At 66.3% G+C, this 20,543-nt stretch carries 23 protein-coding genes; 5 read left to right on the forward strand and 18 right to left on the reverse strand.

Features of this window, described 5'->3' with window-relative positions:
* Window position 1: 1 nt before the first annotated feature.
* The 10 genes from Q9G87_RS52590 to Q9G87_RS52635 are packed head-to-tail and all read right to left on the reverse strand — an operon-like array spanning window position 2 to window position 12,100.
* On the reverse strand, window positions 2–2,269 hold the full coding sequence (locus tag Q9G87_RS52590) for an EVE domain-containing protein (protein ID WP_305924235.1): 2,268 nt from the start codon (window positions 2,267–2,269) through the stop codon (window positions 2–4).
* A complete protein-coding gene (locus Q9G87_RS52595; protein WP_305924236.1) occupies window positions 2,266–3,492 on the reverse strand; it encodes a hypothetical protein in 1,227 nt (408 codons plus the stop codon). The genes Q9G87_RS52590 and Q9G87_RS52595 overlap by 4 nt, the downstream gene beginning before the upstream one ends.
* Window positions 3,489–4,625, reverse strand: a complete 1,137-nt coding sequence (locus tag Q9G87_RS52600; protein WP_305924237.1) for a serine/threonine-protein kinase — start codon at window positions 4,623–4,625, stop codon at window positions 3,489–3,491. Before Q9G87_RS52600 ends, Q9G87_RS52595 begins: the two co-directional genes overlap by 4 nt.
* Complete coding sequence (locus Q9G87_RS52605) at window positions 4,622–5,080, reverse strand: hypothetical protein (RefSeq protein WP_305924238.1); 459 nt, start codon at window positions 5,078–5,080, stop codon at window positions 4,622–4,624. Before Q9G87_RS52605 ends, Q9G87_RS52600 begins: the two co-directional genes overlap by 4 nt.
* A complete protein-coding gene (locus Q9G87_RS52610; protein WP_305924239.1) occupies window positions 5,077–6,510 on the reverse strand; it encodes a restriction endonuclease subunit S in 1,434 nt (477 codons plus the stop codon). Before Q9G87_RS52610 ends, Q9G87_RS52605 begins: the two co-directional genes overlap by 4 nt.
* Before the next feature lie 35 nt (window positions 6,511–6,545).
* The gene (locus Q9G87_RS52615) at window positions 6,546–8,540 is read right to left on the reverse strand and encodes an HsdM family class I SAM-dependent methyltransferase (RefSeq protein ID WP_305924240.1); all 1,995 of its coding nucleotides are present in this window, start codon (window positions 8,538–8,540) and stop codon (window positions 6,546–6,548) included.
* A gap of 11 nt (window positions 8,541–8,551) precedes the next feature.
* Window positions 8,552–8,929 carry a hypothetical protein gene (locus Q9G87_RS52620; RefSeq protein WP_305924241.1) on the reverse strand — a complete coding sequence of 126 codons (378 nt, stop codon included), beginning with the start codon at window positions 8,927–8,929 and terminating at the stop codon, window positions 8,552–8,554.
* Window positions 8,926–9,432 carry a hypothetical protein gene (locus Q9G87_RS52625; RefSeq protein WP_305924242.1) on the reverse strand — a complete coding sequence of 169 codons (507 nt, stop codon included), beginning with the start codon at window positions 9,430–9,432 and terminating at the stop codon, window positions 8,926–8,928. Before Q9G87_RS52625 ends, Q9G87_RS52620 begins: the two co-directional genes overlap by 4 nt.
* Window positions 9,433–9,479: 47 nt before the next feature.
* Window positions 9,480–10,829, reverse strand: coding sequence for a restriction endonuclease subunit S (locus Q9G87_RS52630; RefSeq protein WP_305924243.1), 1,350 nt, complete (start codon window positions 10,827–10,829; stop codon window positions 9,480–9,482).
* On the reverse strand, window positions 10,820–12,100 hold the full coding sequence (locus Q9G87_RS52635; RefSeq protein ID WP_305924244.1) for an N-6 DNA methylase: 1,281 nt from the start codon (window positions 12,098–12,100) through the stop codon (window positions 10,820–10,822). Before Q9G87_RS52635 ends, Q9G87_RS52630 begins: the two co-directional genes overlap by 10 nt.
* Window positions 12,101–12,162: 62 nt before the next feature.
* Between Q9G87_RS52635 and Q9G87_RS52640 the strand changes: the two genes are divergently transcribed.
* From Q9G87_RS52640 to Q9G87_RS52650, 3 genes are read left to right on the forward strand one after another with little or no spacing between them, the layout of a single operon-like run.
* Complete coding sequence (locus Q9G87_RS52640; protein ID WP_305924245.1) at window positions 12,163–12,867, forward strand: HsdM family class I SAM-dependent methyltransferase; 705 nt, start codon at window positions 12,163–12,165, stop codon at window positions 12,865–12,867.
* Window positions 12,758–13,462, forward strand: coding sequence for a restriction endonuclease subunit S domain-containing protein (locus Q9G87_RS52645; protein WP_305924315.1), 705 nt, complete (start codon window positions 12,758–12,760; stop codon window positions 13,460–13,462). Before Q9G87_RS52640 ends, Q9G87_RS52645 begins: the two co-directional genes overlap by 110 nt.
* Window positions 13,463–13,474: 12 nt before the next feature.
* On the forward strand, window positions 13,475–13,666 hold the full coding sequence (locus tag Q9G87_RS52650) for a hypothetical protein (RefSeq protein WP_305924246.1): 192 nt from the start codon (window positions 13,475–13,477) through the stop codon (window positions 13,664–13,666).
* Window positions 13,667–13,855: 189 nt separating this feature from the next.
* Here the strand turns inward: Q9G87_RS52650 and Q9G87_RS52655 are convergent, their stop codons facing one another.
* The gene (locus Q9G87_RS52655; RefSeq protein ID WP_305924247.1) at window positions 13,856–15,235 is read right to left on the reverse strand and encodes a hypothetical protein; all 1,380 of its coding nucleotides are present in this window, start codon (window positions 15,233–15,235) and stop codon (window positions 13,856–13,858) included.
* Window positions 15,236–15,503: 268 nt separating this feature from the next.
* Window positions 15,504–15,752 carry a GntR family transcriptional regulator gene (locus Q9G87_RS52660; RefSeq protein WP_305924313.1) on the reverse strand — a complete coding sequence of 83 codons (249 nt, stop codon included), beginning with the start codon at window positions 15,750–15,752 and terminating at the stop codon, window positions 15,504–15,506.
* A 130-nt stretch (window positions 15,753–15,882) separates the two neighbouring features.
* Between Q9G87_RS52660 and Q9G87_RS52665 the strand changes: the two genes are divergently transcribed.
* Window positions 15,883–16,101 carry a hypothetical protein gene (locus Q9G87_RS52665; protein WP_305924248.1) on the forward strand — a complete coding sequence of 73 codons (219 nt, stop codon included), beginning with the start codon at window positions 15,883–15,885 and terminating at the stop codon, window positions 16,099–16,101.
* The gene (locus Q9G87_RS52670) at window positions 16,098–16,391 is read left to right on the forward strand and encodes a hypothetical protein (RefSeq protein ID WP_305924249.1); all 294 of its coding nucleotides are present in this window, start codon (window positions 16,098–16,100) and stop codon (window positions 16,389–16,391) included. Before Q9G87_RS52665 ends, Q9G87_RS52670 begins: the two co-directional genes overlap by 4 nt.
* Before the next feature lie 134 nt (window positions 16,392–16,525).
* On the opposite strand, the gene Q9G87_RS52675 is transcribed toward Q9G87_RS52670, so the two are convergent.
* The 6 genes from Q9G87_RS52675 to Q9G87_RS52700 form a co-directional block, all read right to left on the reverse strand.
* Window positions 16,526–16,780 carry a hypothetical protein gene (locus tag Q9G87_RS52675; RefSeq protein WP_305924250.1) on the reverse strand — a complete coding sequence of 85 codons (255 nt, stop codon included), beginning with the start codon at window positions 16,778–16,780 and terminating at the stop codon, window positions 16,526–16,528.
* 3 nt (window positions 16,781–16,783) lie between these two features.
* Window positions 16,784–17,974 carry a hypothetical protein gene (locus Q9G87_RS52680; protein WP_305924251.1) on the reverse strand — a complete coding sequence of 397 codons (1,191 nt, stop codon included), beginning with the start codon at window positions 17,972–17,974 and terminating at the stop codon, window positions 16,784–16,786.
* Between the two features lie 203 nt (window positions 17,975–18,177).
* Entirely contained in the window at window positions 18,178–18,405 is a 228-nt protein-coding gene (locus tag Q9G87_RS52685) for a hypothetical protein (RefSeq protein WP_305924252.1), read from the reverse strand.
* Between the two features lie 166 nt (window positions 18,406–18,571).
* A complete protein-coding gene (locus Q9G87_RS52690; RefSeq protein ID WP_305924253.1) occupies window positions 18,572–18,985 on the reverse strand; it encodes a nuclear transport factor 2 family protein in 414 nt (137 codons plus the stop codon).
* Between the two features lie 6 nt (window positions 18,986–18,991).
* On the reverse strand, window positions 18,992–19,798 hold the full coding sequence (locus Q9G87_RS52695; protein ID WP_305924254.1) for an MBL fold metallo-hydrolase: 807 nt from the start codon (window positions 19,796–19,798) through the stop codon (window positions 18,992–18,994).
* Between the two features lie 34 nt (window positions 19,799–19,832).
* On the reverse strand, window positions 19,833–20,459 hold the full coding sequence (locus Q9G87_RS52700) for a DsbA family protein (RefSeq protein WP_305924255.1): 627 nt from the start codon (window positions 20,457–20,459) through the stop codon (window positions 19,833–19,835).
* Window positions 20,460–20,543 lie beyond the last annotated feature (84 nt).

Below are 20,543 nucleotides of genomic sequence, written 5' to 3' on the forward strand. Positions count from 1 at the left end.
TTCATGCCTGTCCTCCGTGGAGAGCCGCCAGGAACTGCGACAGGCGAACGCGGTAGGGCTTTTCGCCCCGGTTCTGCAGGTGTCCCGGATGAGCCTTGATCTTGGATTGGTAGTCGTCGGTCAGACGCAGCACGTCGCCGTCGCGCTCGAACACATCGAGCAGCTCGAGGTTCTTCAGCATCACGTGGACGGCGCTCGCCCAGAGCGAATCCTGGGTGCTGGCCCCCACCGGCCAGTAGCCGACCTGCTTGAGCATCGAGCGGACGTGGCGCCACAGAGGGCCCCGCCCGGCGCCGTCGAGCTCGAGATGCGCCACACCCCCACCGATGTGGATCGGCGCCGCCACATCGCCCGCCAGGCCGGCGAACAGGCGGTGAACCTCGAACTGAAGGAGCGCCGCCGCGACGGGGTGTTGGAAGAGTCGCTCTGCGGCGGCCTCGCGACCGAGCGTGGCGGCAGGCTCCCACTCGCCGCGGCGACAGAGCGGTAGGCCGGCGACGACGTAGCTCCGCGCCATCACGTCGGTGCGCTCCATCTCGCCGATCAGCACCTGGCCGTCGTCGGCCACGAGCAGCTCCACGGTGCTGAGGAGCAACGGGCGCTTCCAGCTTCGACGGAGCTGCGTGCTGAGCGGCCCCTCCGACGACTTCGACGCCGCGTCGGCGCTCCAGGACTGCTGCTCCGAGAGGAACTCGGGCTCTCGAATCAGGTCCCCGATCACCTTCGGCGGAAGCTGAGCGAACAGGTCGAGTCGCTCCGAGGCCGCCACGTCGCGCGGCTCGCGGATGGGCACGCTCAGGTAGGCGTGCGTCTTCTGATCGCCGCCGTGGGCCTGCGTCAGGTGCCAACGTCCGAACCGTGCCCAGACGTGTTCCTCGAGCTCCGGAATCGGCTCCGGGGCGTGTCGCCGGAGGTGCTCGCCCATGAAGCGCGCCGCGAGCCGGGTGGTGAACGCGGACGGGCCCGCGTCTCCGTCGATGAGGTGAAAGAAGAGCGGGGTGACCACGTGTGCCTCGGGACGACGCGCCAGCAGCGAGTCGAGCCAGTCGCTCAGGTGCGCCTCATCCAGCCTGAGGTCTTCGAGATCACCCGGCGTGAGCTCGCCGAGGGTGGCGAGATGCGCGAGCAGCCGGCGATTGCGGTCGAGGGGTGAGACCTGCTTCGCCTTCGTCGGCGTCTTGGCCTTCGAGCGCTTCGGCGCGTCAGGCTTGTCGTGGATCGGCGCGGGATCGTCGCCCGGTCGGTAGAGGCGAAGGCGCGCCCAGTCGTCGTCGACGCGGAAGAGGAGGTCGTGCTCTGGCGTCGCGTTGTAGTGGACGCGACTGCGGAAGTTAGTCGTGTACTTCTCGATGTGGCACTGAACGGTGATCGGTTTGAAGAGCGGGTAGTTCGCTGCGAACCAGCTCGTGATCTCGTCCCGGGAGTGCTCCTCTCCATCGGCGAACGTCTCGGCGACGAAGCGCTCGAGCAGCTCGTTGCAGCTCTCGTCGTAGATCTTGCCGGCCCTGGCCCGCTTCATCGCCCACGTGAGGACCTCACGCGCCGGCTCGCGGGTCTCCTCGGTAGGCAGGAGCGGTCGCAACAGCTCCCACGCGTCAGCGTCGACGGGGAAGTTGGTGCCGTTCGGCTGCCGGAGGATCATCAGGTTGGCCAGCCCCTCCGTGGCCGCGATGGTGGTCTTGAGGAGCGGGTTGCCGAGGAACCGCTTCTCTATCGCGAGCACGACGCGAGGCTTGGTCGTGGCTCCGCTGCTCGGATCCGCCCAGAATGCCGCATCGTCGCCATCGGACTTCCGATCCGCGACGCCCTCCACGACACGAGCCTGGGCGTAGATGCCCGCGTGGTTGCCCGACATCCAGAGCAGGACGACGTCGCCGACGTGGATGCGGTCCTTGTATCGGTTGGTCAGGAACTGCATCCGGTCGAGGTGCTGGAGCGCCTCGAGGATCCGGTAGAACTTGGGATTGGCCTGGAAGATCCAGACCCTTGGTTCCTTCACGTCGGGCACGGCAGCGACCTCGGCCGAGGTGACCTCAGCGATGGCGCCTTCGACGAGCTCGAACATCCCCTTGTCACCTCGAAGGAAACGGGCGTCCTGCGTCATGTCTCGATGCAGCGAAAACCACGGCGTCTTGCGATCGTCGCTCACGGCGAACTCGTCCGAATGGACCTCCGCCAGCGCCGCCCACACCTCGTCCCGGTAGTGGAAGGCCCGCCGCGGCTGGCTGCGCATCCAGTCGAATGCCAGGTCGACCTTGCGAGGCCTCATGCGGCACCTCCCTCCGACGCCCGCGGCACGAGCTCCTCGACCATGCGCTTCTGCAGCTCCTTGCCGGGCCGGAACACGGTGCGCAGGCGGGCCGCCATCAGTGACGACTGGTAGTCGTCGTCGAGCACCAGGAGCTCGTCCTGGTGGCGCAGGATTCGAAGCTCGAGGAGGTTCCGGAGCAGGTTGCCCATGAGCTCGTCGGAGACTCGGCCGTCGACGAGGCCGAAGGGTGCGTAGCCCTGCGCGCGAACGAGGTCGCCGAGCAGCTCGGCCACGCGGCCGACCCCGCGGGAGCCCACGAGCACCGAGACGTCGTGCAGGCCGCCAGACGCGGGCACGTAGAGCTCCACGGTGGGCATCGTCGACGCTGGCGAGCGCCAGGCGCAGATGCCCAGGTGGATCACCGCGGCGTAGAACGGGTGCTCCACCATGGCATCACGGAGATGTTCGAGGAGCACTTCGTTGAGCGGCGCGTCCTCGTCGAACATGCGCTGGCCACGGGCATCGACGATCGAGGCGCCGCTCAGCACGCCGAAGCGCTGCGTGTTCCACGGCCGGGGCACAGAGGCGCTGCCAAGACCGGAGCCGTCCTCTCGATTGAGCGGCAGCGGACGCAGCACCGCAGCGGTCTCGACGGCGACGGGCAGCGCCACGCAGGCAGGTCCGAAGCGCCGCAGCGCGAACTCGAAGAGTCCCTTCGGACGCGCAGAGTGTCCGAGTGCGTAGCTGTCCCAGCCGGCGAACGGCCGCGAACGCTCGGGAAGGTCGGCCAAGCGGGCCTCGAGCTCCGTGGGCGCGAGATCGACTAGGCGCTTGCCGCCCTCCAGAGGTGCGAGGAAGGCGTTGAGCTCGGCCAGCAGCGGCGCGAGGTCGCCTTTCGTCCACTCCTCGAGCTCCACGGTCATGCCCGCGCGGCCGGCATCGACCAGCCCCTCGACGAGGATGCTGAGCAGGTAGGCGCGGTACTCGGGGACCGCGAAGCACAGACGACGCCCGACCTGTTGCGCGTCGCACTCGAGGAGGTGCACGAAGGGTGGCGTCAGGTGCCAGGCCACCGGACGACCGTGCTCGTCGTGGACGGCCTCGAGGGTGCCTGCGTTCTCGAACACCGAGACCCACGGCCCAGCGCCGAGGTCCGCGGCCTCGTAGGCCGACACCTCGCCCCACTGGGCAAGATGCTCGAAGAGCGCGACCGCGTCGCCCGGGTGGGCAGGGAGGCTCATGCCGTAGCCTCCATGACGAGTCCACAGGCCGCTCGCGCGCTCTCAGCCGCGGCCCACCGGCGGAAGTTCGTCGCCGCCTTACGAGAGCGCAGGACGATCCACTGCTCCGGCTTCTTCGGATCCTTCCCGATGCTCCAGTCCCAGCCCGACCATCCGTTGGCGGCGTACTGCTCACCGCATGGAGCCAGCCTCCAGTCGGGTAGCCGGAGCGCCTCGAGATCGCCGATCATCTCGGAGAGCGTCTGGTAGCGGACGGCGGGGTCCGGCGAGACCGCCTTGTTGACGATGCGTGCCAGGCTCTTGGGCACGTACGGCTGCATCCGCCCGAAGGAGATCACGCCCTTTCCGGACGCGGCCCGGGCCAGCGCACGGTCGACCACCTTCTGCCTGTCGAAATCGTCGACACCGCCGCCCGACGCCTTTGCCAGGTCGCGAAGCTCCTTCCTCGCCTCGCGGTCCAGGTAGGCGTCGTCGTTGTACGGCAGAGCGCCGTGCACCATCTCGAAGAGCGCCAGACCCACCTGGTAGAGGTCCGAACGCACGTCGTAGCGGCTCGGCGTCGCCCATCCCTCGGCCGGCACGTAGAGCGCGCTGTGGCGCGAGGCGGTCACACTCGCACTCGCATGAGCGAGTCTCGCGACCGAGCCGAAGTCGGTGATCTTCGGCCAGATGCGCCCGTGTCGCTGCGAGATCAGCACGTTCGCCGGCTTGATGTCCCGATGAACGAGGAGCGCCTGGTGAAGCTGCGCGAGCCCGTGGAGTATGCCGATCGCCGCGCAGACGGCCTCCATCATCGGGAGCGGCCCGCCGCTCAGCCGCGAGAGGATGCTGCCGCCGTCGACATACTCCATGGCAACGAGGACGAAGTCGTCGCCGAGGCGCTGCGCGTCGTGGACGCGCACGAGGTTGCTTCCGTTGCCCTCTGTCCTAGTCGCCTCCACGAGCAGGCGCGGCTCCGCGAAGAGGTCGCCGCTCGGATCGGGGTAGAGGACCTTCAGGAACACCGGCAGGTCGAGGGGTACGTGATGCGCACGGAAGGCGTACGCGTTCGCGCCCTCGGTGTTCTCCGCCTCGAGCCTGTACTTCCCGGTCGCAGCGATGAGCTGCTGGACGTCCTGAAGAGTCGTGCTCATTCGTCGAGCCCCCACCACGCGACGAGCACCGCTTCTCGCCAGGTCTTCGGCTTGAAGTCCGCGCCGCCGTTCAACACGTCCTCGGGAGAAGCAGACGCGATGGAGGCAAATCGCTTCTCCTGTGCGCGGAGAGATTGCGGCGCAACAAGGTCGACGGCCAACTCGAGTTCAGCGCCCACCAGCTGGACGATCCCCTCCGCCTTGACGCGCGAGGCCGACGGCCCTCGGAACTGCGAGGAGCCGGCCTGCAGGACGCAGATGCGCTCAACTCCCTGCTCGGCCAGGAAGGTCGAGAGCAGCCGCCGAAGGCTCAGCAGCGCGTGCCCCTCGCATGCGTCGGCGGGCAGCTTCTGTGACGTAGACGGAAGCGGCAGAATACGGGGTAGGACCCGGGTGCCATCCAGGAGCGCCCACTTGAAGTCGGTCGAGCTGGGAGCGATGCCGAGGACCTTCATACGTCGTCCTCCGCCAGCTCCGGGATGTCGTCCGCGGTCGGTGGCTTGAGCGTTCCGGCGAGGATCGCCTGCACGTCGAGGGTACCCTCGATCAGCGCTTCGACGTCGGCCTTGGCCTCGTTGACGAGTCGGCGAGCGTGGGCCCTCAGCGCGCTCCGCGAGAGGAACCCGCGAACGAGCGCCCGACGAACCTCCGCCTTGAGCCGCGGCACAGGCAGTCGGAGTAGCTCGTCTTGTCCGATCTGAGGCTGAACCGCGCCATAGGCGATTCGAAACTGAAGAGCCTTCCCCAGCTCGGTATTGAGGAAGAATGCCAGCCACGCGCCTTGCCCCAGATCGCCCTTGTGCAACCGGAGCCGAATGAAGTGCGAGCTGATGATCGCGTTGGCCGCATCACGTTGAACGACTGCGGCCTGGCCGATGGACCCCGTCCTGACCACCAAGACATCGCTTTCAACAATCCGACCGCGGTCAGAGATGGGCGCGTCCACCGGAATCCGAGGGGCACCGTCTGTATCGAGGTCGCCGTCCCCAACGTTGGCCACCGTCAGATAGGGGACTCCATCAGAACAGAACTGCCGATACTCGATCCCATTGCTGACCTCTGCGACGAGGTCGCCGATGGGCTCCCAGCCATGCTCACACGCGATGATCTCGCGAACTGCGTCGAGGTACTCTCGGCGGTAGTACTTGGGATCCAGGCGTCCCGAGAGCTCTGCAACGGCCGAGACCGAGGTCAGGGAGAACTGCGGCGGCGCCGACCAGGCGAACAGGCTCTGAAACAACCCGACGGCCTTCTGCCAGTGATCTTCGGCAACTGCTCGACAGCGCTCCGCGAGCTCGACCTTCGCGCCGATGTAGTCCTGGATGCGACGGTCGGGGAGCAAGACCGGCACTGCACGAAGCTCCTCGTTCCCGATGAACTCGACCGTCGTGTTGGTCCGCAGACGGCTTCGCCATGCAGTGCCGTGCCGACTCGACAAGTACCCTGCGAGGTAGAACGGATTGCAGCCACGTACCTGCGAGAAGAAGACCGTTCCGCTGACGAGCGCGGTCTGGTCGGCCTTGCTCACGAAGGCCGTGTGCTGGTTCGGCCCCTTCACCTTGATGAGGAGGCTCCCGTCGGTGAGCCTGCCCTTTGGGTAGCGGTCCAGCATCCATCGCTCGACGTATCGAACAGATGACCAATTGACGGTCATCGTCGAGCCGTCGAGGTCCACCCCAGAGATGAATGGCACCCCGCCCTCGGGCGCGTCGTCGGCCGCGAAGCTCATGGTCTTCTGGTAAAGGACTCGCCGCGGGTTTACGAGACATCGGTCAAGCGGCACGACGTCCCGCTTCGGAAAGTGGGCGAGGGAGGAGTCGAGCGACAGGTACCCGTGATGAAAATAGGAAGCATCGAGGCGCCCGCTGATGTCGCTGGGGCTCACCCAGACACAGGATGGGCTTGTGCTCTGTGTGACCGTCAACGTGGAACCCCGTCCGAGAAGAGGCTCGCGATGGTGACCAGGTCGTTGCCGAGGGGGTCCGGGACCTCGGTCTTGCCCTTCTTCAGGTACCCGACGTGCTCGGCCACGGCCATAAAGACCGCCCCCTGCTTCTCGGCCGGATGCCGCTTCTTCTGCAGGTAAAGGAAACTGGTTTTGGCGCCCGTGCCAGCGATGGAGAAGGTCTCGGTGGGCAGGCTCACGACGGCGCGCACGATCGCCTTTCCGCCGAGAAACTCACCCGTCTCCTCGTCCTTCGTCCCCATGAAGTACTCGCGGATGTAGGCGTCCCCCGAATTGCAGAGGATGCCGTCGGGCACGACGATCAGGAGCCGCCCGCCGGGCTTCAGGAGCTGCAGGTTGCGGTCGATGAACAGCGAGGCCGGGTCGGCCTTGGCGAGCTCCTTCCGCTTCGCCCGGTTCCCGGGAGTCCACGACCAGCCGAGCTCGAGGCCACGCTCCTCGTCGCGCATGCGCGCCAGCCCGCGGGGATCGTCGTACTTGCCGGAGCCGAACGGCGGGTTGGTCAAGATGACGTCAAACTTCCCGATGAGCCGATCGAGATGCGGGTCGACCAGCGAGTCGTCGACCTTCAGCAGTTGGCTGTGGTCCTCGCCGTACAGCAGCATGTTGATGCGAGCCTTCTGGATCGATCCCGCGGCCTGGTCGGCGCCGAAGAAGCTGTGCCGCTTCATCTGCGAGAGCCAGCGCAGCTTGTCGTCGTCGGAGTGGCCGACGTGGCGGTCGTCGAGCACGCGCCGCTTCACCTCGCGCAGCGCGCCGATGGGGAAGCGCCCAGTACCGCAACAGATGTCGCCGACGAGGAAGGCGGGGAGCGCGGCTTCCTCATCGGTTTGGGGGTTCCAGCGCTCGCGTTGCCCGTCGTCGCCCCGTCGGGCCCAGAGGTCCGCGTCGGGGATGTCGTGGAAGACCATGCGGGCCATACACTCCACGACCTGGCTAGGCGTCAGGTAGGTCGCGAGCCCTTCGTCGCTTGCGTACTTGCCGCGAAGGAACACGTCGAAGGCCCAGCCGAGCAGGTCCTCGTGGATGAGGTGCGCCCGCATCTCGCGGGCCTTCTCGCCGTTGCCTAGGAGCTCGCGGTCGGGCACAGAGAGCCGGATGGGATTGCCTTCACGATCGCGGAGCTCGAGGGCCTCGATGGCGAGGGCGAGGACCTCCGGGTTCTCGAGACGCAGCGGCTCGTCGTACGAGAAGATCGTGTGCACCTCGCCAGTGATGTCGGTCGCCTTGTACTGCGGGAGGTTGTTGATCTCGCGGAAGGCGTCCTTGAGCTGGATGACCGCTTCCTTCTTGTGCTCCCGCACGTGGTCGGCCGAGTAGACGTCGGCGAATCGCTTGCCCTTCGCGGCGCCGCTCGAGAGCACGTAGCCGGGCGCCTTCTCGAGGTGGACCTTGAGGAAGAGCAGCTTGCCGAGCTCGTCGATGGCGGCATTGGTGGGCTTGACGCCGCCGCGCGAGTAGATGGCCTCGTGCAACTGATCGAACTTGCGCTGGATCGCCCGGAAGTCGCCACGGTGGTACTCGGCCGAGACCTCCTGCACGAGCCGGGTGCGGGTATCGGAGATCGGCCGGGCGACGGCCTTCCACTCGTCCCGGGCCGGCAGCGCCGAGACCTGCGCGTCCTTCTCGACGTCGAAGATGAAGTCGTTCTCGCCGTCCCACACCCAGACGAAGCGAAACGGCTTACCGGTGGCGATGCCGAGGCCGGCCTTGAACTTCGCGTCGTCCTGCACGGCAGGCCGCGAGGCATCGCTGGGCTCGCCGCTGGCGAAGAGGATGACGGGCTCGTCCTCATCGAGCGCGGCGAGCTCGGCGGTCGCCGACATGGATCCGTCGCCGAGCGGATCGAAGAGCGCGAAGTCGTCCTTGATCTGCTGGTAGCCGAGCTGCAAGAGCTTCTCCCGCGCGCCATCGCGGAGCGCGTCTGTGGTGTTCTTCTTCTTGACCATGGGTCCTCTCGCTACCGTCGCCGGTTGAGAATGTTGGTGTTTGCCACGACGAACTGCTCGGTGAGAAGCTCGCGCACCCTGTGCTCTGGCAAGCTGGTCTCGTTCGCTACGGCCCGCACCGCGCTTGCCAGCGGAGCACCGGGACGGCCGTCAAAGAACTTCTCGACGGCCTTTCGTACGCGGCTGTCGTCGGTGATCGCCGTTCCCCGCGCCGCCCACATCTCGTTACCTGTCCGCTCGAGCGTCGGGTCGAGTCGCATCAGCAAGAGGGCCCGCTCGGCACCTCCCACCTCCGTGAGCTCGGGGACGGCCTCCGCAACGCGCTCGGGCGTCGCGGGACCGCGGCCGATCAGTAAGTCGCGGATCTTCGAGGTGATTGGGCCGGTCATGCTTCCTCCTTGAGCGGGAGGCGCAGCTGGGCGTCGGTCGCCTCGTCCCGCGAAGTGACCGTGCCCTGGCTGTAGCGGAAGCTCCAACGCCGCAGGACGCTCGCGACGACGTTCGGGGTCGGCACGTCGCCGCCAGTCACGCGCATGACCTCCTCGACGAGCGCGCGCCCGCGAACCCCCTCGAGGATCACGTGAGGCTCGAAGCGAGAGCTGACGTAGCGGCGCCCGAGGCTGGTCGGGCGGATCGCATCCTCCTCGATCAGCCGCGCCCAGCGCGCGGCCTCGAGGTAGTAGTGGACATGGCGGAGGTTCTTGAATCCGATCTTGTGCTGGAGCCACGTCGGGTCGTCTTCGCCGAGCACGACCACTCCGACCATGCGGTTCAGCAGGGGCAGTTGCGTGGCTTGCGGTACGACCCGATCGAGTGACGACATGTTGCCCCCCGGCACGACGGCAAAGCGGGGCGCCGACCCGAGTGCCCGCGTGAGCACATCACGCCGCACAGGGCAACTCCAGCCCCCGGGAGAGCTCAAGGTGGTCGCCACGGCGTTCACGACATCGCCTCCCGGAGGTAGCCGTCGGCAGCTTCGATGAGTGCGGTCCGCGCCAGCAACGCCTCGCGGCGACGCTGCATCGCTCGGGTGAGCCGGGTCTCGAAGTCCTCTCGCCAGACTTGACCCAGCACTGGGACGCGCAACTCGTCGAGGTCGCGCTTGTTGACGAAGCGTTGCACGGACCCGGACGAGAGCAGCCGGAGCTGCGTGCGAACGAGGGGATGGGCGAGCGCGACGGCGAAGACGCGGGGCGTCTCTTGGAAGCGGAGGGCGGTGAAGGTGGCGCTCCCGAGGAGCGGCCGCTCCTCGCGTCCGAGCTCCTCGTCGAGGTAAGCGACTTGGTCGCCCGAGCCCGTCGTGCACAGCAGGACATCGCCCACCTCGAGCCGCTGCCGCATGCGAGAGGACAGGTCGGACAGGTGCCGAACCTCGCCGCCCTCGACGAGGAAGGTGCACTCGTTCACGTCGTCGGCCTGAACGGCGAAGACCTCCTCGTCATCGGCGAGGCCACGAAGGCTCGTGCCGGCGGGCTTCGCAAGTTGGAGCAACGACCGCATGGCCGACGATGCTGCCGAAGAATGGCGGAACACGCGCCCGCGGTTGAACGGGACGTCCCACCGGTCTGCCAGCTGCGATCGGAGAACCTCGATGGTGCTGCTGGGGGGTTTGACCCCGGAGACGCGGTGGTCAATCTCGGTGTGGATTGCCGTCACCACTGCGTTGAACTCGGCGCGGGCGCTCGCGGTCAGGTCGACGGCCTGCTGGTACTGCAGCCCGAGCGACTCCTGCAGGCTGCGCGGGGGCAGCGGGATCGGGAGGCGCGCGATGTCCGAGAGGCGAAGGCGCGGCAGCGCCGACGAGTCACCGCGGTACGCGAGGTCACGCAGGATCCGGTTCAGCGTGGGCGTGCAGAACACGGCGGCCAGGTACTCGGGCAAGACCGCCGGTCGGGGCCGGATGATGGTTAGCTCCGACGACACGGCGAGCTCTGCAGGCATCCCCGATTGGACCGCGGCCGCACGAAACGGCCGGGCTGCCCGCGTGAACAGGACGTCGTTCTCCTGGACATTGATCCACTTGGCGGCGGTGCCGTCGACGTGGGCCATGCCGCTCAAGTCCAGCTCGCAGGGCCGCACGTTGTTCAAGCGGAGCATCGGGATCCCCGATGCAGCCGAAGGCAGGCGAGCCCCGTCGTGGATGGACTCGACGATATCCTCGAGGCTAACGTGTCGACTGCCCTCCGAGCTCATCGTCGACCGCACCAACTCGCGCCCGAGGTAGAAGGCCGGGTCGAGGCGAACGTGCCGCTTGCCGAGGTCGGCGCGGGAGAGCGTGGCTACGCGCATGCGGCCTCCTCCCGTTCGAGGAAGTCGTCGAGCTTCGACCGCGCCGCGCCGATGTCGCCGCAGAGGTCGTGCGCCTCCACGTCGACCATGAGGATCGGGTAGTCGTCGGCCGGCGCTGGCTTGCGGAGCATCACGACGGAGCACTTCACCCCCGTGCCGCGGAAGCAGGTTCCGGCAGGCAGGCTGACGACCGCCAGCAGACGTGCGTGTTCGAGCAGCCACTCGCGGAAGTCCGCCTGCCCGGCGCTCGAGAGCAGGCCTTCGGGCAAGACGGTAACGAGGAGAGCGCCATGGGCCATCGCCGCAAGCGCGTGCTCGATGAACAGCAGCTCTGCAGGCACCCGGCTGCGCGCCTTGCCCCCGCGCTTCGACAGCTCGAACCGGCCCAGCTGGGCTCCGCTCAGCTGGAGGCCGAACGGCGGAACGACGATCACGCCGTCGTAGGACCCGTCAAGGTTCGACTGCAGGAAGTCAGCGAACACGCGCTCGACGCTCGGAAGCAGGCGCTCCAGCAGTGGCTCGAGTAGGCGAAGCTCGGCCGGAAGAAAGATCGTGCCCTCCGCGCCGAGGAGCGCGGCGATCTCCGCCCCCGCTCCGCCCGAGACCAGGAGACGACGAGCGCCGAGCTGATGTGCGCGCACCAAGGGCGCCACGCTCTCGGTCAGCCCGGAGAACTGGCCCTTGTCGGGAAGCAGTGAGGACAGCGCGACGACGAGACGGACCAACTCATCGGGCGCGTTCGGGCGGAGTCGAAAGCCGGCCAGGAGCGCAGCCGCCGTGCGGAGCGGTTCGACTGCGACCGACTCGTCACCACCGAGACGCGAGACGGGCACGCCGCCCGTGGGGCGGACGAGGTCCGGTCCGAACACCTCATCGCCATCCAGGCGAGCGACCATCTGCGCGACGCCCAGCTTCGCCGCATCACCGTGATGGGCGGCCGCGCGAATCAACTGCCCCCAGGCGCCGAGGACTCCTGCCGACGGGAAGTGGCTGCGGTCGGCGACGGGCAGTGCCCGCACGGGGACGAGCCCCTCCTGCTCGCGAGCGTAGAACGACGGATAGCTGCCGCCGTCGACGATCACGAATGCGTAGCCCTCGCCCGCGAGGAGCTCGAGGTAGCGGTCGGACACATCACCGCGCTTAGGGCGAAGCAGCACACCGCGCTCGCCGCCGAGCACGAACTCCCCAGCGAGCGCCAGCCGTCCGATGACCGGCTGCGCGGCGTCGGTGACGTCGATCCCGAGGCTGCTGAGGTAGGTGTTCGCGTCCACGACCATCTCTCCGTCACGCGCTCACGCGCCCATTAAGACTCGAAGAGTAGTCAGGATGGGAAGTGCCGTCAAGAGTTATCACGCGCTCACGTTCCCAATGGCTCCAGAGGCGGCCCCGCCTGTACCGCGGTGCTGTCCGGGCTGGAGATGCTGTCCGCGAGGATGCCTTCGGTTCCCTCCAAGCTGACGCAGTCACCTGCGTGCCGCCCTTCGGGGAACGCAACTGGGGTTACGAGGACCTTGCGTCGGATATCCGTTGGCTCTACGGCCTTCCGTCCCGTGGCGAACCCGAACTTCCTTGGGTTCAACACGGTCTCTACCACCTCAAGCCCGGGCGGCACATGGCCGTCGTCATGCCGCCAGCTGCCGCCGACCGCCGTTCCGGGCGCCGGATCCGGGCCCAACTTCTACGGACGGGGACCTTGCGTGCGGTTGTCTCATTGCCGGCGGGCATTGCTCCCGGAGCGCTGGCTTCCCCCCACTTGTGGGTCCTACGCCGACCATCACCCGGAGACCCAATTCCTAGGCACGTGCTGATGCTCGATTTGTCCGATATGCCGGAGGTGCAACTTCGCGATGCCGTACTGGAACGCTGGCGGACGTTCACGGCGTCGTCTGATATGGAGCTCGAAGGCGCGGTCCCTGTCAATCGACCTCTTGGACGACGAGGTCGATCTGACGCCCGCCCGCCGAACTGGTGCTCTTCGATCCAGCGCGGACGTGAGCTTCTCGATCCTCCCCGACGAAGTGACCGATTCGGTCAGTAAACTCCAGCAGACCGTGCGCAATCTCCGGCAAATGCGCACGGCGCAGCTGAATCTCCCCAAGACCACCATCGCCGAACAGGTACGTGCAGGCGCCATCACCATCCTCCAAGCGCCCAAGATCGAACTCCAGCCGGGCAAACTACCCGTACTTACCCTGAGGGATGTCATCGAAGGCGATGAACCAAGCAGCCGCACCAGGCCAATCGCGGAGATGGTGGTCCTTCAGGCCGGCGATGTCGTAGTTCCGTCCGGAGGACGTGCCCTGGTAGTGCGTGTGATCGAAAATGGTGAGGTCGTACTAGGGCAGGGCCTATACGCCTTCCGAGTCGACGGCGATCGGATAGACCCAACCTGTCTTGCAGGCTTCCTTCGGGTCTTCGGAGCCTCGGCTCCATCACGTGGTCAGACGGGAACCTCTCGCTCAGACATTCGGCGCATCGAGATCCCGCGGTTGCCAGTCGACGAACAGCGGCGGCTTGGGGAGGCGTTCGGCAATCTCGTGCTCTTGGAGAAGGCTGTCAACCGTACTTCTGCCGAGGCAGAGGCACTGATCCGCCGAGGGCTTGGGGAGCTTGCCGCAGGAAGACTTCTCTGATCTCAACACCACATGGCACTGATCAGCGACACCCGCAAGCCCCTTACGTTCGCCGTCCAGGTCAACGGCGGCAGGGACATACGCTGCGACGGCCAGGAGCGTCGATGCGCTGTCGCGGTGCTGCTCGCGCACCTCGAGCGACTTCTGCCCTGCTCGCCGAAGCTGTCGGAACCCGGAGCGCTGGTGGCGGGCCTCACGCCGTAGATAACCGATCCCCAGGCAGGTGTCCGGTGGCCGACCCGGAGCGCAGCGCCGCCAGGCCTGAGCACCAGGAGCGGCGCGGAGCCTTTGCATGCAGTCCCCGAAGCACGTACGTGAAGGATCGAGAACTGCCTCAAGCGGCTCCCGCTCCATAAGGCAGATGTAGGCCGGAACCCCCACAATTGGACAGCGCTACGAAGAAATCGCTCCTATAACTTTTTCTATCTCCTTGAATAGGCCATTGCCGAGAACTCCAACGAATATCCCCTCCGCGTAGCGCGCGAGAACGCGGAACGCTCCCTTTACTTTCGACTCCGGAAGATCGGGCTCGTTAACCGCGTGCTGCAGAATATCTAGGGCTGCGGCAACGGCTTCTTCGCTGCCAGTCTCAGGGAATTTCCTCCTATGTTCATCGAGGTAGCTACTTACTTTTCGCGCTAAGTCGCGGAGATCCTTGCTGGGCTCGTAATTATAAACGTTGCCCGATCCGATAACCGATTGCTGGATAGTTGAGTCATGGATATTGAATACGTTCTGCGTTTCCACGTAGATACCTCCTGATTGGTGTTTTTTCACTTCTCTCGCTCTAATCCATGCCGAACCAAGCGGCGTACGCTTTAGTCGTCGCATTGGGATGGGTTTCAAGTTCTCTGGCAGGAGAGAACCCAATTTGGGTAGGGACTCCAGAAGTGAACGACCCTCTACGTCATCACGATGAATGAGATCGCTCGCCAGGCAAGATCTCAAGGCATGACGTATTGCGCCCGCGCTATGGCCACTAGACGCGAGTTCATGTACCAGTGCAGCTTCAAGTCGCCACGATGATTCCGAAACACGCTCCATCAGAGCCACTATTGTGTCAGCGGCCCAACTGTTTGCGGGCGTGGCTAGTGTACGCGGCTGACGGCACAGAGAGTCTCCGACATATAGGCGCTGCGCCCCTTTGCCCCATAGCCAAAGCGTCACCGCCTGTCTCTCGTCGGGTGGGAGTGCTATAAAAACGGGCCGAAATAGACTCTCGACTGAAATAGGGGAGTGCTCAAGATTTTGGGCGACAGACACTTTGCGAAGATGTAGCTTGGAGGCGTCCCCCACTTCCCCCGCAAGCCGCGGTGAATTATATGTTGCCGTTGCCTCGCCCTGCCATCGCAGTTCATATTCTTCAACTTGCGGAGTGTTCAGTTCGTCAGCAGCCTTCAAATGCTGGTCGTACTCCCGCTTAGTGCAGACCCAATCGCCTGCGCGCACATCGCCAGCATGGATTTCCTCCCATGTGTTGGAAGCCTTGGAGATTCCTTTCGGTACGTTTCCTCTCTTTCCCACCGCCTCGGCGCGACGCTGCAACAACTCCCGACCGTCAACCAGCCACCACGCTATGCAACCGATCAGCACGGCTATCGGAATGATCCAAATGCGCGGCTCTGGAGCGGGTACGAAGACGAGTGGAGGAATCGAGAAGCGCAGGCAGAAGGTGAAGCGCACCCAGAACAGAAGACCGCTGCTCTCCCCAGGAACAGCGGTTGCGATAATCTGCGGGCTAACCCTGAGATCGTCCAGGTCGTAGCTCCCCACAGTGCATTATGGCCATGGGGTTCAACGTTGTGCACTACCTAAACCTAAGGGGTATGCCTCTCTCCGGTGCGATGTCTGCGACCGTCCAAAGCGTTGTAGAGCGTGGCGGCGCTGGTCGCGACCGGCCGAAGAGACGCAGCGCGGCCTAGCGACCGCCCGACGCTGCGGCAGGCCGCCGCAAGCGGGCTGCCCTTGAACTGACGTAGAGATTTTGGCTTTCTGATCATTCGCTGCGCTGTGACTTCGCCGGACGAACGGGGATGTCCGTTCAGCTCTCAGTGGGGCGGACCTCGCCAGGCGGGCTGACGAAGCTGCCGAGGTTGGGCACGGTGTAGATCAGGCCTTCTTCGCGAAGCTGGCGGACTGCCTTGCGGATGGTGTCGCGGGCTACGCCGAACTCTTGGACGAGACGGACCTCCGACACCAAGTACTTGGGCGGGTACTCGCCGGCTGTGATGCGCATGCGAAGGACGTCGGCGATCTGTTGCCAGCGGGGCCGGTCGGGCTCGAACTCCATCACATCTCTAAGAGTAGAAAGGGGCCATCATAGGTCTTCATTCGCCTCTAGGGATCTATTGGAGTCTCTAGACGCCCCGTGGGGTCGATAGGGGTAGACAGGCGCTCGTTATTGCTCGTACGCTCGGGACATGGCAATACCTGGATATGACCTCGACGTGCTTCGCGCGGCGTTCCCTGCCTGGTCGCTCTTCCGCAGCGACGCAGGTGTGTTCTATGGGACCCGACGTGGTGTCCGCCTCCGGGACGCCGACATCGACAAGGGGCTGCGTCAGACGGTGAGCGCAGAGGACGTCGACACCTTCGTGTCGCTGCTCATGGACCAAGGTCGGATGGTGGTGAGGTCGTGAGCTGTCCGCCTTCGCACTTCGACTATCACAGCCTGCACGTGGCGCCCGCTCATGCACAGCCCGTGCGGGTGACGTGGGCGCCGAGTTTGCCCCGCGCCGAGCGGCTGCGGATCCGCGAGCACACGTGCGCCTGCACGTATCCGATGTTCGAGCTCTGTACGGCGGCCGGCCTGTGGTTTGTCCGACGCATCTCAGACGAGAACTCCGCGGCCATCGTCGAGAGCGCCTGGATGTCAGCCAGCGCTGCTCGGGATCTGTGGCTGCAGATCGTCACAGGCCAGGCGGAATGAGACAGGTACGGGCGGGCACGGATTTCCACGCTCGTTCGCCGTCCGCCAACCGCGGCATGGACGTTACTCCGCGGGCGTGGGAGCGTCGGCATGTTGGCAGGAGCGCTGCATCCGGTCCTTGCGTGAGCCCTGCTCTACGCGCCGAACTTTTCCCGGAACCGGGTCATCATCCGCTCCGCCTCGGCCTCACTGAGCTCGACCAACTCGACGCTGGACTCACCGCGGCGCCAGTCTCCGATGACGCTGCTGTCATGCCATTGCAGGTCCCGTTGGAAGGTCTCCTCCACGATCCCTCCATCCGGGAGGATGCGCCGCCTCGCCAACCCGCCGGGCTTCTCGCGGGTATCGCCCGAAAGCAGCAACCCATAGTACGTGACCTGCTCTTCCACGGGTCAGTCCTCCTTGTTCACGTACGGGATATCGCGGACTCCTGGCGGCTCCGGCACGGCCTCGAAGATCTGTGCCTCGTACTTTTCCAAGCGCGCCTTGTCCTGAGGAGGCAAGTTCTCCTTGTACTCGTATATCTCGTGGGTGACCTCCTTGGCCCACAGGCTCGACGGCGTATGCATCTGCACCTCGAACAACTGCCCATCAGGCCCGCGCCACCGCGTGTTGACGCCCTTGTACTTCGACGCGTCGCTCCACGACGGCTTCTGTACGATCAGCTCAAATCCTTGCTGCTCCAACGCCTTCTTGGCGTCCGCGACACCCTTGGCGTAGCGATCTTCACTGAAGGTGAACGTGTAGCGGATCCCGTCGTGCATACCCGTACGGATGAGTTCCTCGGGGGTGCGGTCCGGGAAGTCCCTCATCAGCTTGGCCAGCTTTTCCTTGTAGCGGTCCGGGCCCTTGAGGACGTGTTCCGGGAAGCCTTCCATGTCCGCGTGAATCTGTCGCGCCGCCGACTGAACGCCCGACGATATCTCCGGCTCGGCATCCTTCGCCCGGGCCAACGCTCGGTCTGCCGTGACATTGGCCTCCGGGTCAAGGCTGAACCCCTTCCACTCCCACGTACCGTCCGGTTTGATCTGCGCGGGACCGACTTGTGGCCCGGCCTTTGCCTTGGCCACCTTGATCAGGTCGGCGATCTTGTCGACGGCGCTCGCGGCTCTGCTCGCCCCAGAAGCCGCGCCACTCCCGCCCGCCGTTGCAGCCGCCATCAAGAGGTCTGGGGTGAGGCGGCCGAAGGCACGCTCGGGGTTGGTGGTCCAGGTGTCCCAGTCCGTGATGGCCTTGAGGAGCTCGGTCGGGTGCTGGATCCCGTAGATCAGGCCGTGCGCGCTGTCCTCGACCTGTCGCGCCCAGCCATCCGGGTCAAAGGTTTTGCGTACCTCGGAGAACTCCCACAGCATCCCCGCGAGCCCGGCCGTGCCCTCGAAGGCGCCCTTGGCCACCTCGGCCGCGGGGTTGCCAGAGTTCTGGTCCAGGTCGAAAAGGGCCTGCGCCTGTTGGGCGAGGCGGTCCCAGAAGCCGCCGACCGTGGGGAGCGGTTTGCCGGGGGCGAACAGCTCCGAATTGACGAACACCGGCTGGCCCGCCTGTACGGCCGGGTCATGCGCCACCAGGCGTTCCAGCAGCACCACGCGCCGGTGGATGTCTGGGATCTGCTGCTCGGCCCAGCCGGCGATTCTCCGTATCGTGTCGGCATGCGTAGTGGCCAGGCCGGCGTGACGCAGCAGGCTCCAGAGCTCGTTCCCGGCGGACTCCAGCGTGGAGTTGGCTCTGCGGAGTTCGTCCTCCAGCGCCCTCACGCCGTCGGGCACCATGCCGTCGATGTCCACCGGGGCTACTCCGGGGTGCGGGCGAGCAAGGTGCGCAGGTCGTCGACCGCCGACGTACACGCACTGATCAAGGCTTGTCTCTGTGCCGCCAGCTCGCTGCCGAAACGGTCGGCTGCCGGGCCTGTCCAGATGCGCTGGCCCATCAGCCCCACCGACCGGTCCAGGCCGGCCCTCGCCTGGGCGGCCAGTTCCTCCGCCCGCCGCAGCGCCTGCGCGATCTGCTCTCGCGTCATGGGACCTGCTCCCTGGCTTCTCGGACGCTCCGCTCGTGCTGAACGTGATGCAAGCGCCATTCCAGAGGCATCCCGGAGGGGGCGACAAGCCGGTTCGCAAACTCGGTCTCGTTCCTTGGCCACCCTCGCTACGAAGGTCGGCGGATCAGAGCGCTGACCCGCTTCGTCAGGGGTGCATGGCGTCGCGGACCTTGGCGGTGTCGACGAACTGCTCGAAGCGTACGATCAGCCGGCCGCGCACCGTGAAGTGGTGGGCCACGCGGACGTCGAGTGGCTTGCCGGTGGCCTTGTTGGTGGCCGTGTAGCGGGCGAGGACGACGACGTCTTCGCCGTCGACGACGTAGGTGTCGTCGTGGGCGATCCAATCGGACCACTCGGTGGCGAGCTTCTCCATCACGTTCGAGGTCACACCCTCCGGCGTGCGATAGGTGCCTGCGAGGGGGAAGCCGGCCATCTCCGTCCACTCCACGTCCGGGGCGAGAGTGGCACGCAGGGCCTCGAGGTCACCGGCCGCGGAGGCCAGATACTGGCGGCGTACCACGTCAGCGGGGGCGGCGAGGCCGGTGGTGTGCTCCGTCATGTCGCCTCAGCCCCAGGTCATCTCGCCCGTGGCGACCTTGGCGCCGATCTGCGCCGCGATCAGCATGCCGTGGGCGGGGTGGCGGGCCACCAGCGCCTCGGTCAGCGCGGCGCCGTTCGCGGCCTTGGCCAGCTCCTCCTCGAAGGCGACCAGGTACTCGCGCGTGCCGGCGATGGCACTGGCGTCGGCGGGGGCCGTGGGCAGTCGGTGTCCGGGCACGACGAGCTGTGGCTCGAGCGCGGCCATGTCGTCCAGCAGGGCGATCCAGGCGGCACGCTGCTCGGCCTTCGGGGTGTCGGCGACCCATACGTGCTCCCCGGCGAAGAGCAGCACGCCGCCGAGGATGGCGCGGTGCTCGGCCTGCCACAAGTAGTGGCGGTCCGGCAGTTCGGCGACGCCGCCCTTGAGCTCGAATCGGTGGCCTTCGAAGGTGATGTCGCCGGTCAGCGGGGTGAGGCCGACCAGCCGGGTGGGCAGGTTCGCGCCGGCGGCCGCCCAGGCCTTCAGCTTGCCTTCGTACGAGTGCTGGATGTGTTCGATGACGTGCTCGGTGGCGATGAACTCGGCGCCGGGGAAGGCGTCCGCGATGACTTCGGCGCCGAAGTAGAAATCCGGGTCGCCGTGGCTGATGAAGACGGTGGTGAGCTGCTTGCCGGAGTCCAGGATTTCGGCGGCCAGCCGGTGGCCGTCGGCCCGGGTGAAGCCGGCGTCGACGAGCAGGGCCTCGTTCTCGCCGATGACCAGGGTGGCCGTCTTGTTCTTGCTGCCGACGGGGAAGTCCAGGTCGAAGATCTTGAATTCGAGCGTGCTCATGGAGTCCTTCTTTAAGGGTGGGGGAGAGGGAGGGTCAGGATGCGTCGCGGGTGTCCAGGGCGGACAGACGCCGGTCCACCTCGTCGGTAGTGGCGTGTCCGCTCGCCAGGACGACGGCGCGGTCGCCGTCGACGGCCAGCAGGGTAGGGAATGCGTCGACGCCGAGCTCGGCCGTGCGGTGGAAGTCGGCCTCGGCGGCAGCCTGCGCCGCCGGGGAGCGGAAGGCGGCGATGACGGCGCCGGCATCGAGCCGGGCCTCCTCGGCGACCTGCCGGTAGGTCGCCGGCTCGGACAGGCTCTGCCCATCGACATAGAAGGCGTGCTGGAGGGCCACGGCCAATTCCGCCGCGCGCTCGGGGGCGTTCTGGCGCAGGGCGGCCATGCCGCGGGCAGCGGCCTCGGAGTCCATCACGAAGGAGCCGTCGGCGATCAGCCGCTCATACCCCTCGCCGAACTCCGCGCCGGTCAGCTCGTTGATCTTGGCGTTGGCGCCCTTCACGTAGCCGAACTCCCGGATCGGTACCCGGCGGGCGCCGGTGAACAGGCCACCGGAGAGGACCTCCACCGGCAGGTCCGGATGCTTGGCGGCGACCTCCCGCAGCGTGCGGGAGAACCCGTGCGACCAGCCACAGTACGCGTCGAAGACGTAGACGAGCTTCATGGGGAACCTCTGATTGTCCTTGCGGTGCCCGCGCTGCGCGGGCGAACTATCTGAGGAAACAGTATCTGACTCGTCAGGTATTTC

This window comes from Nonomuraea turcica, from assembly GCF_030718205.1.
In the GTDB taxonomy this organism is placed as follows: domain Bacteria; phylum Actinomycetota; class Actinomycetes; order Streptosporangiales; family Streptosporangiaceae; genus Nonomuraea.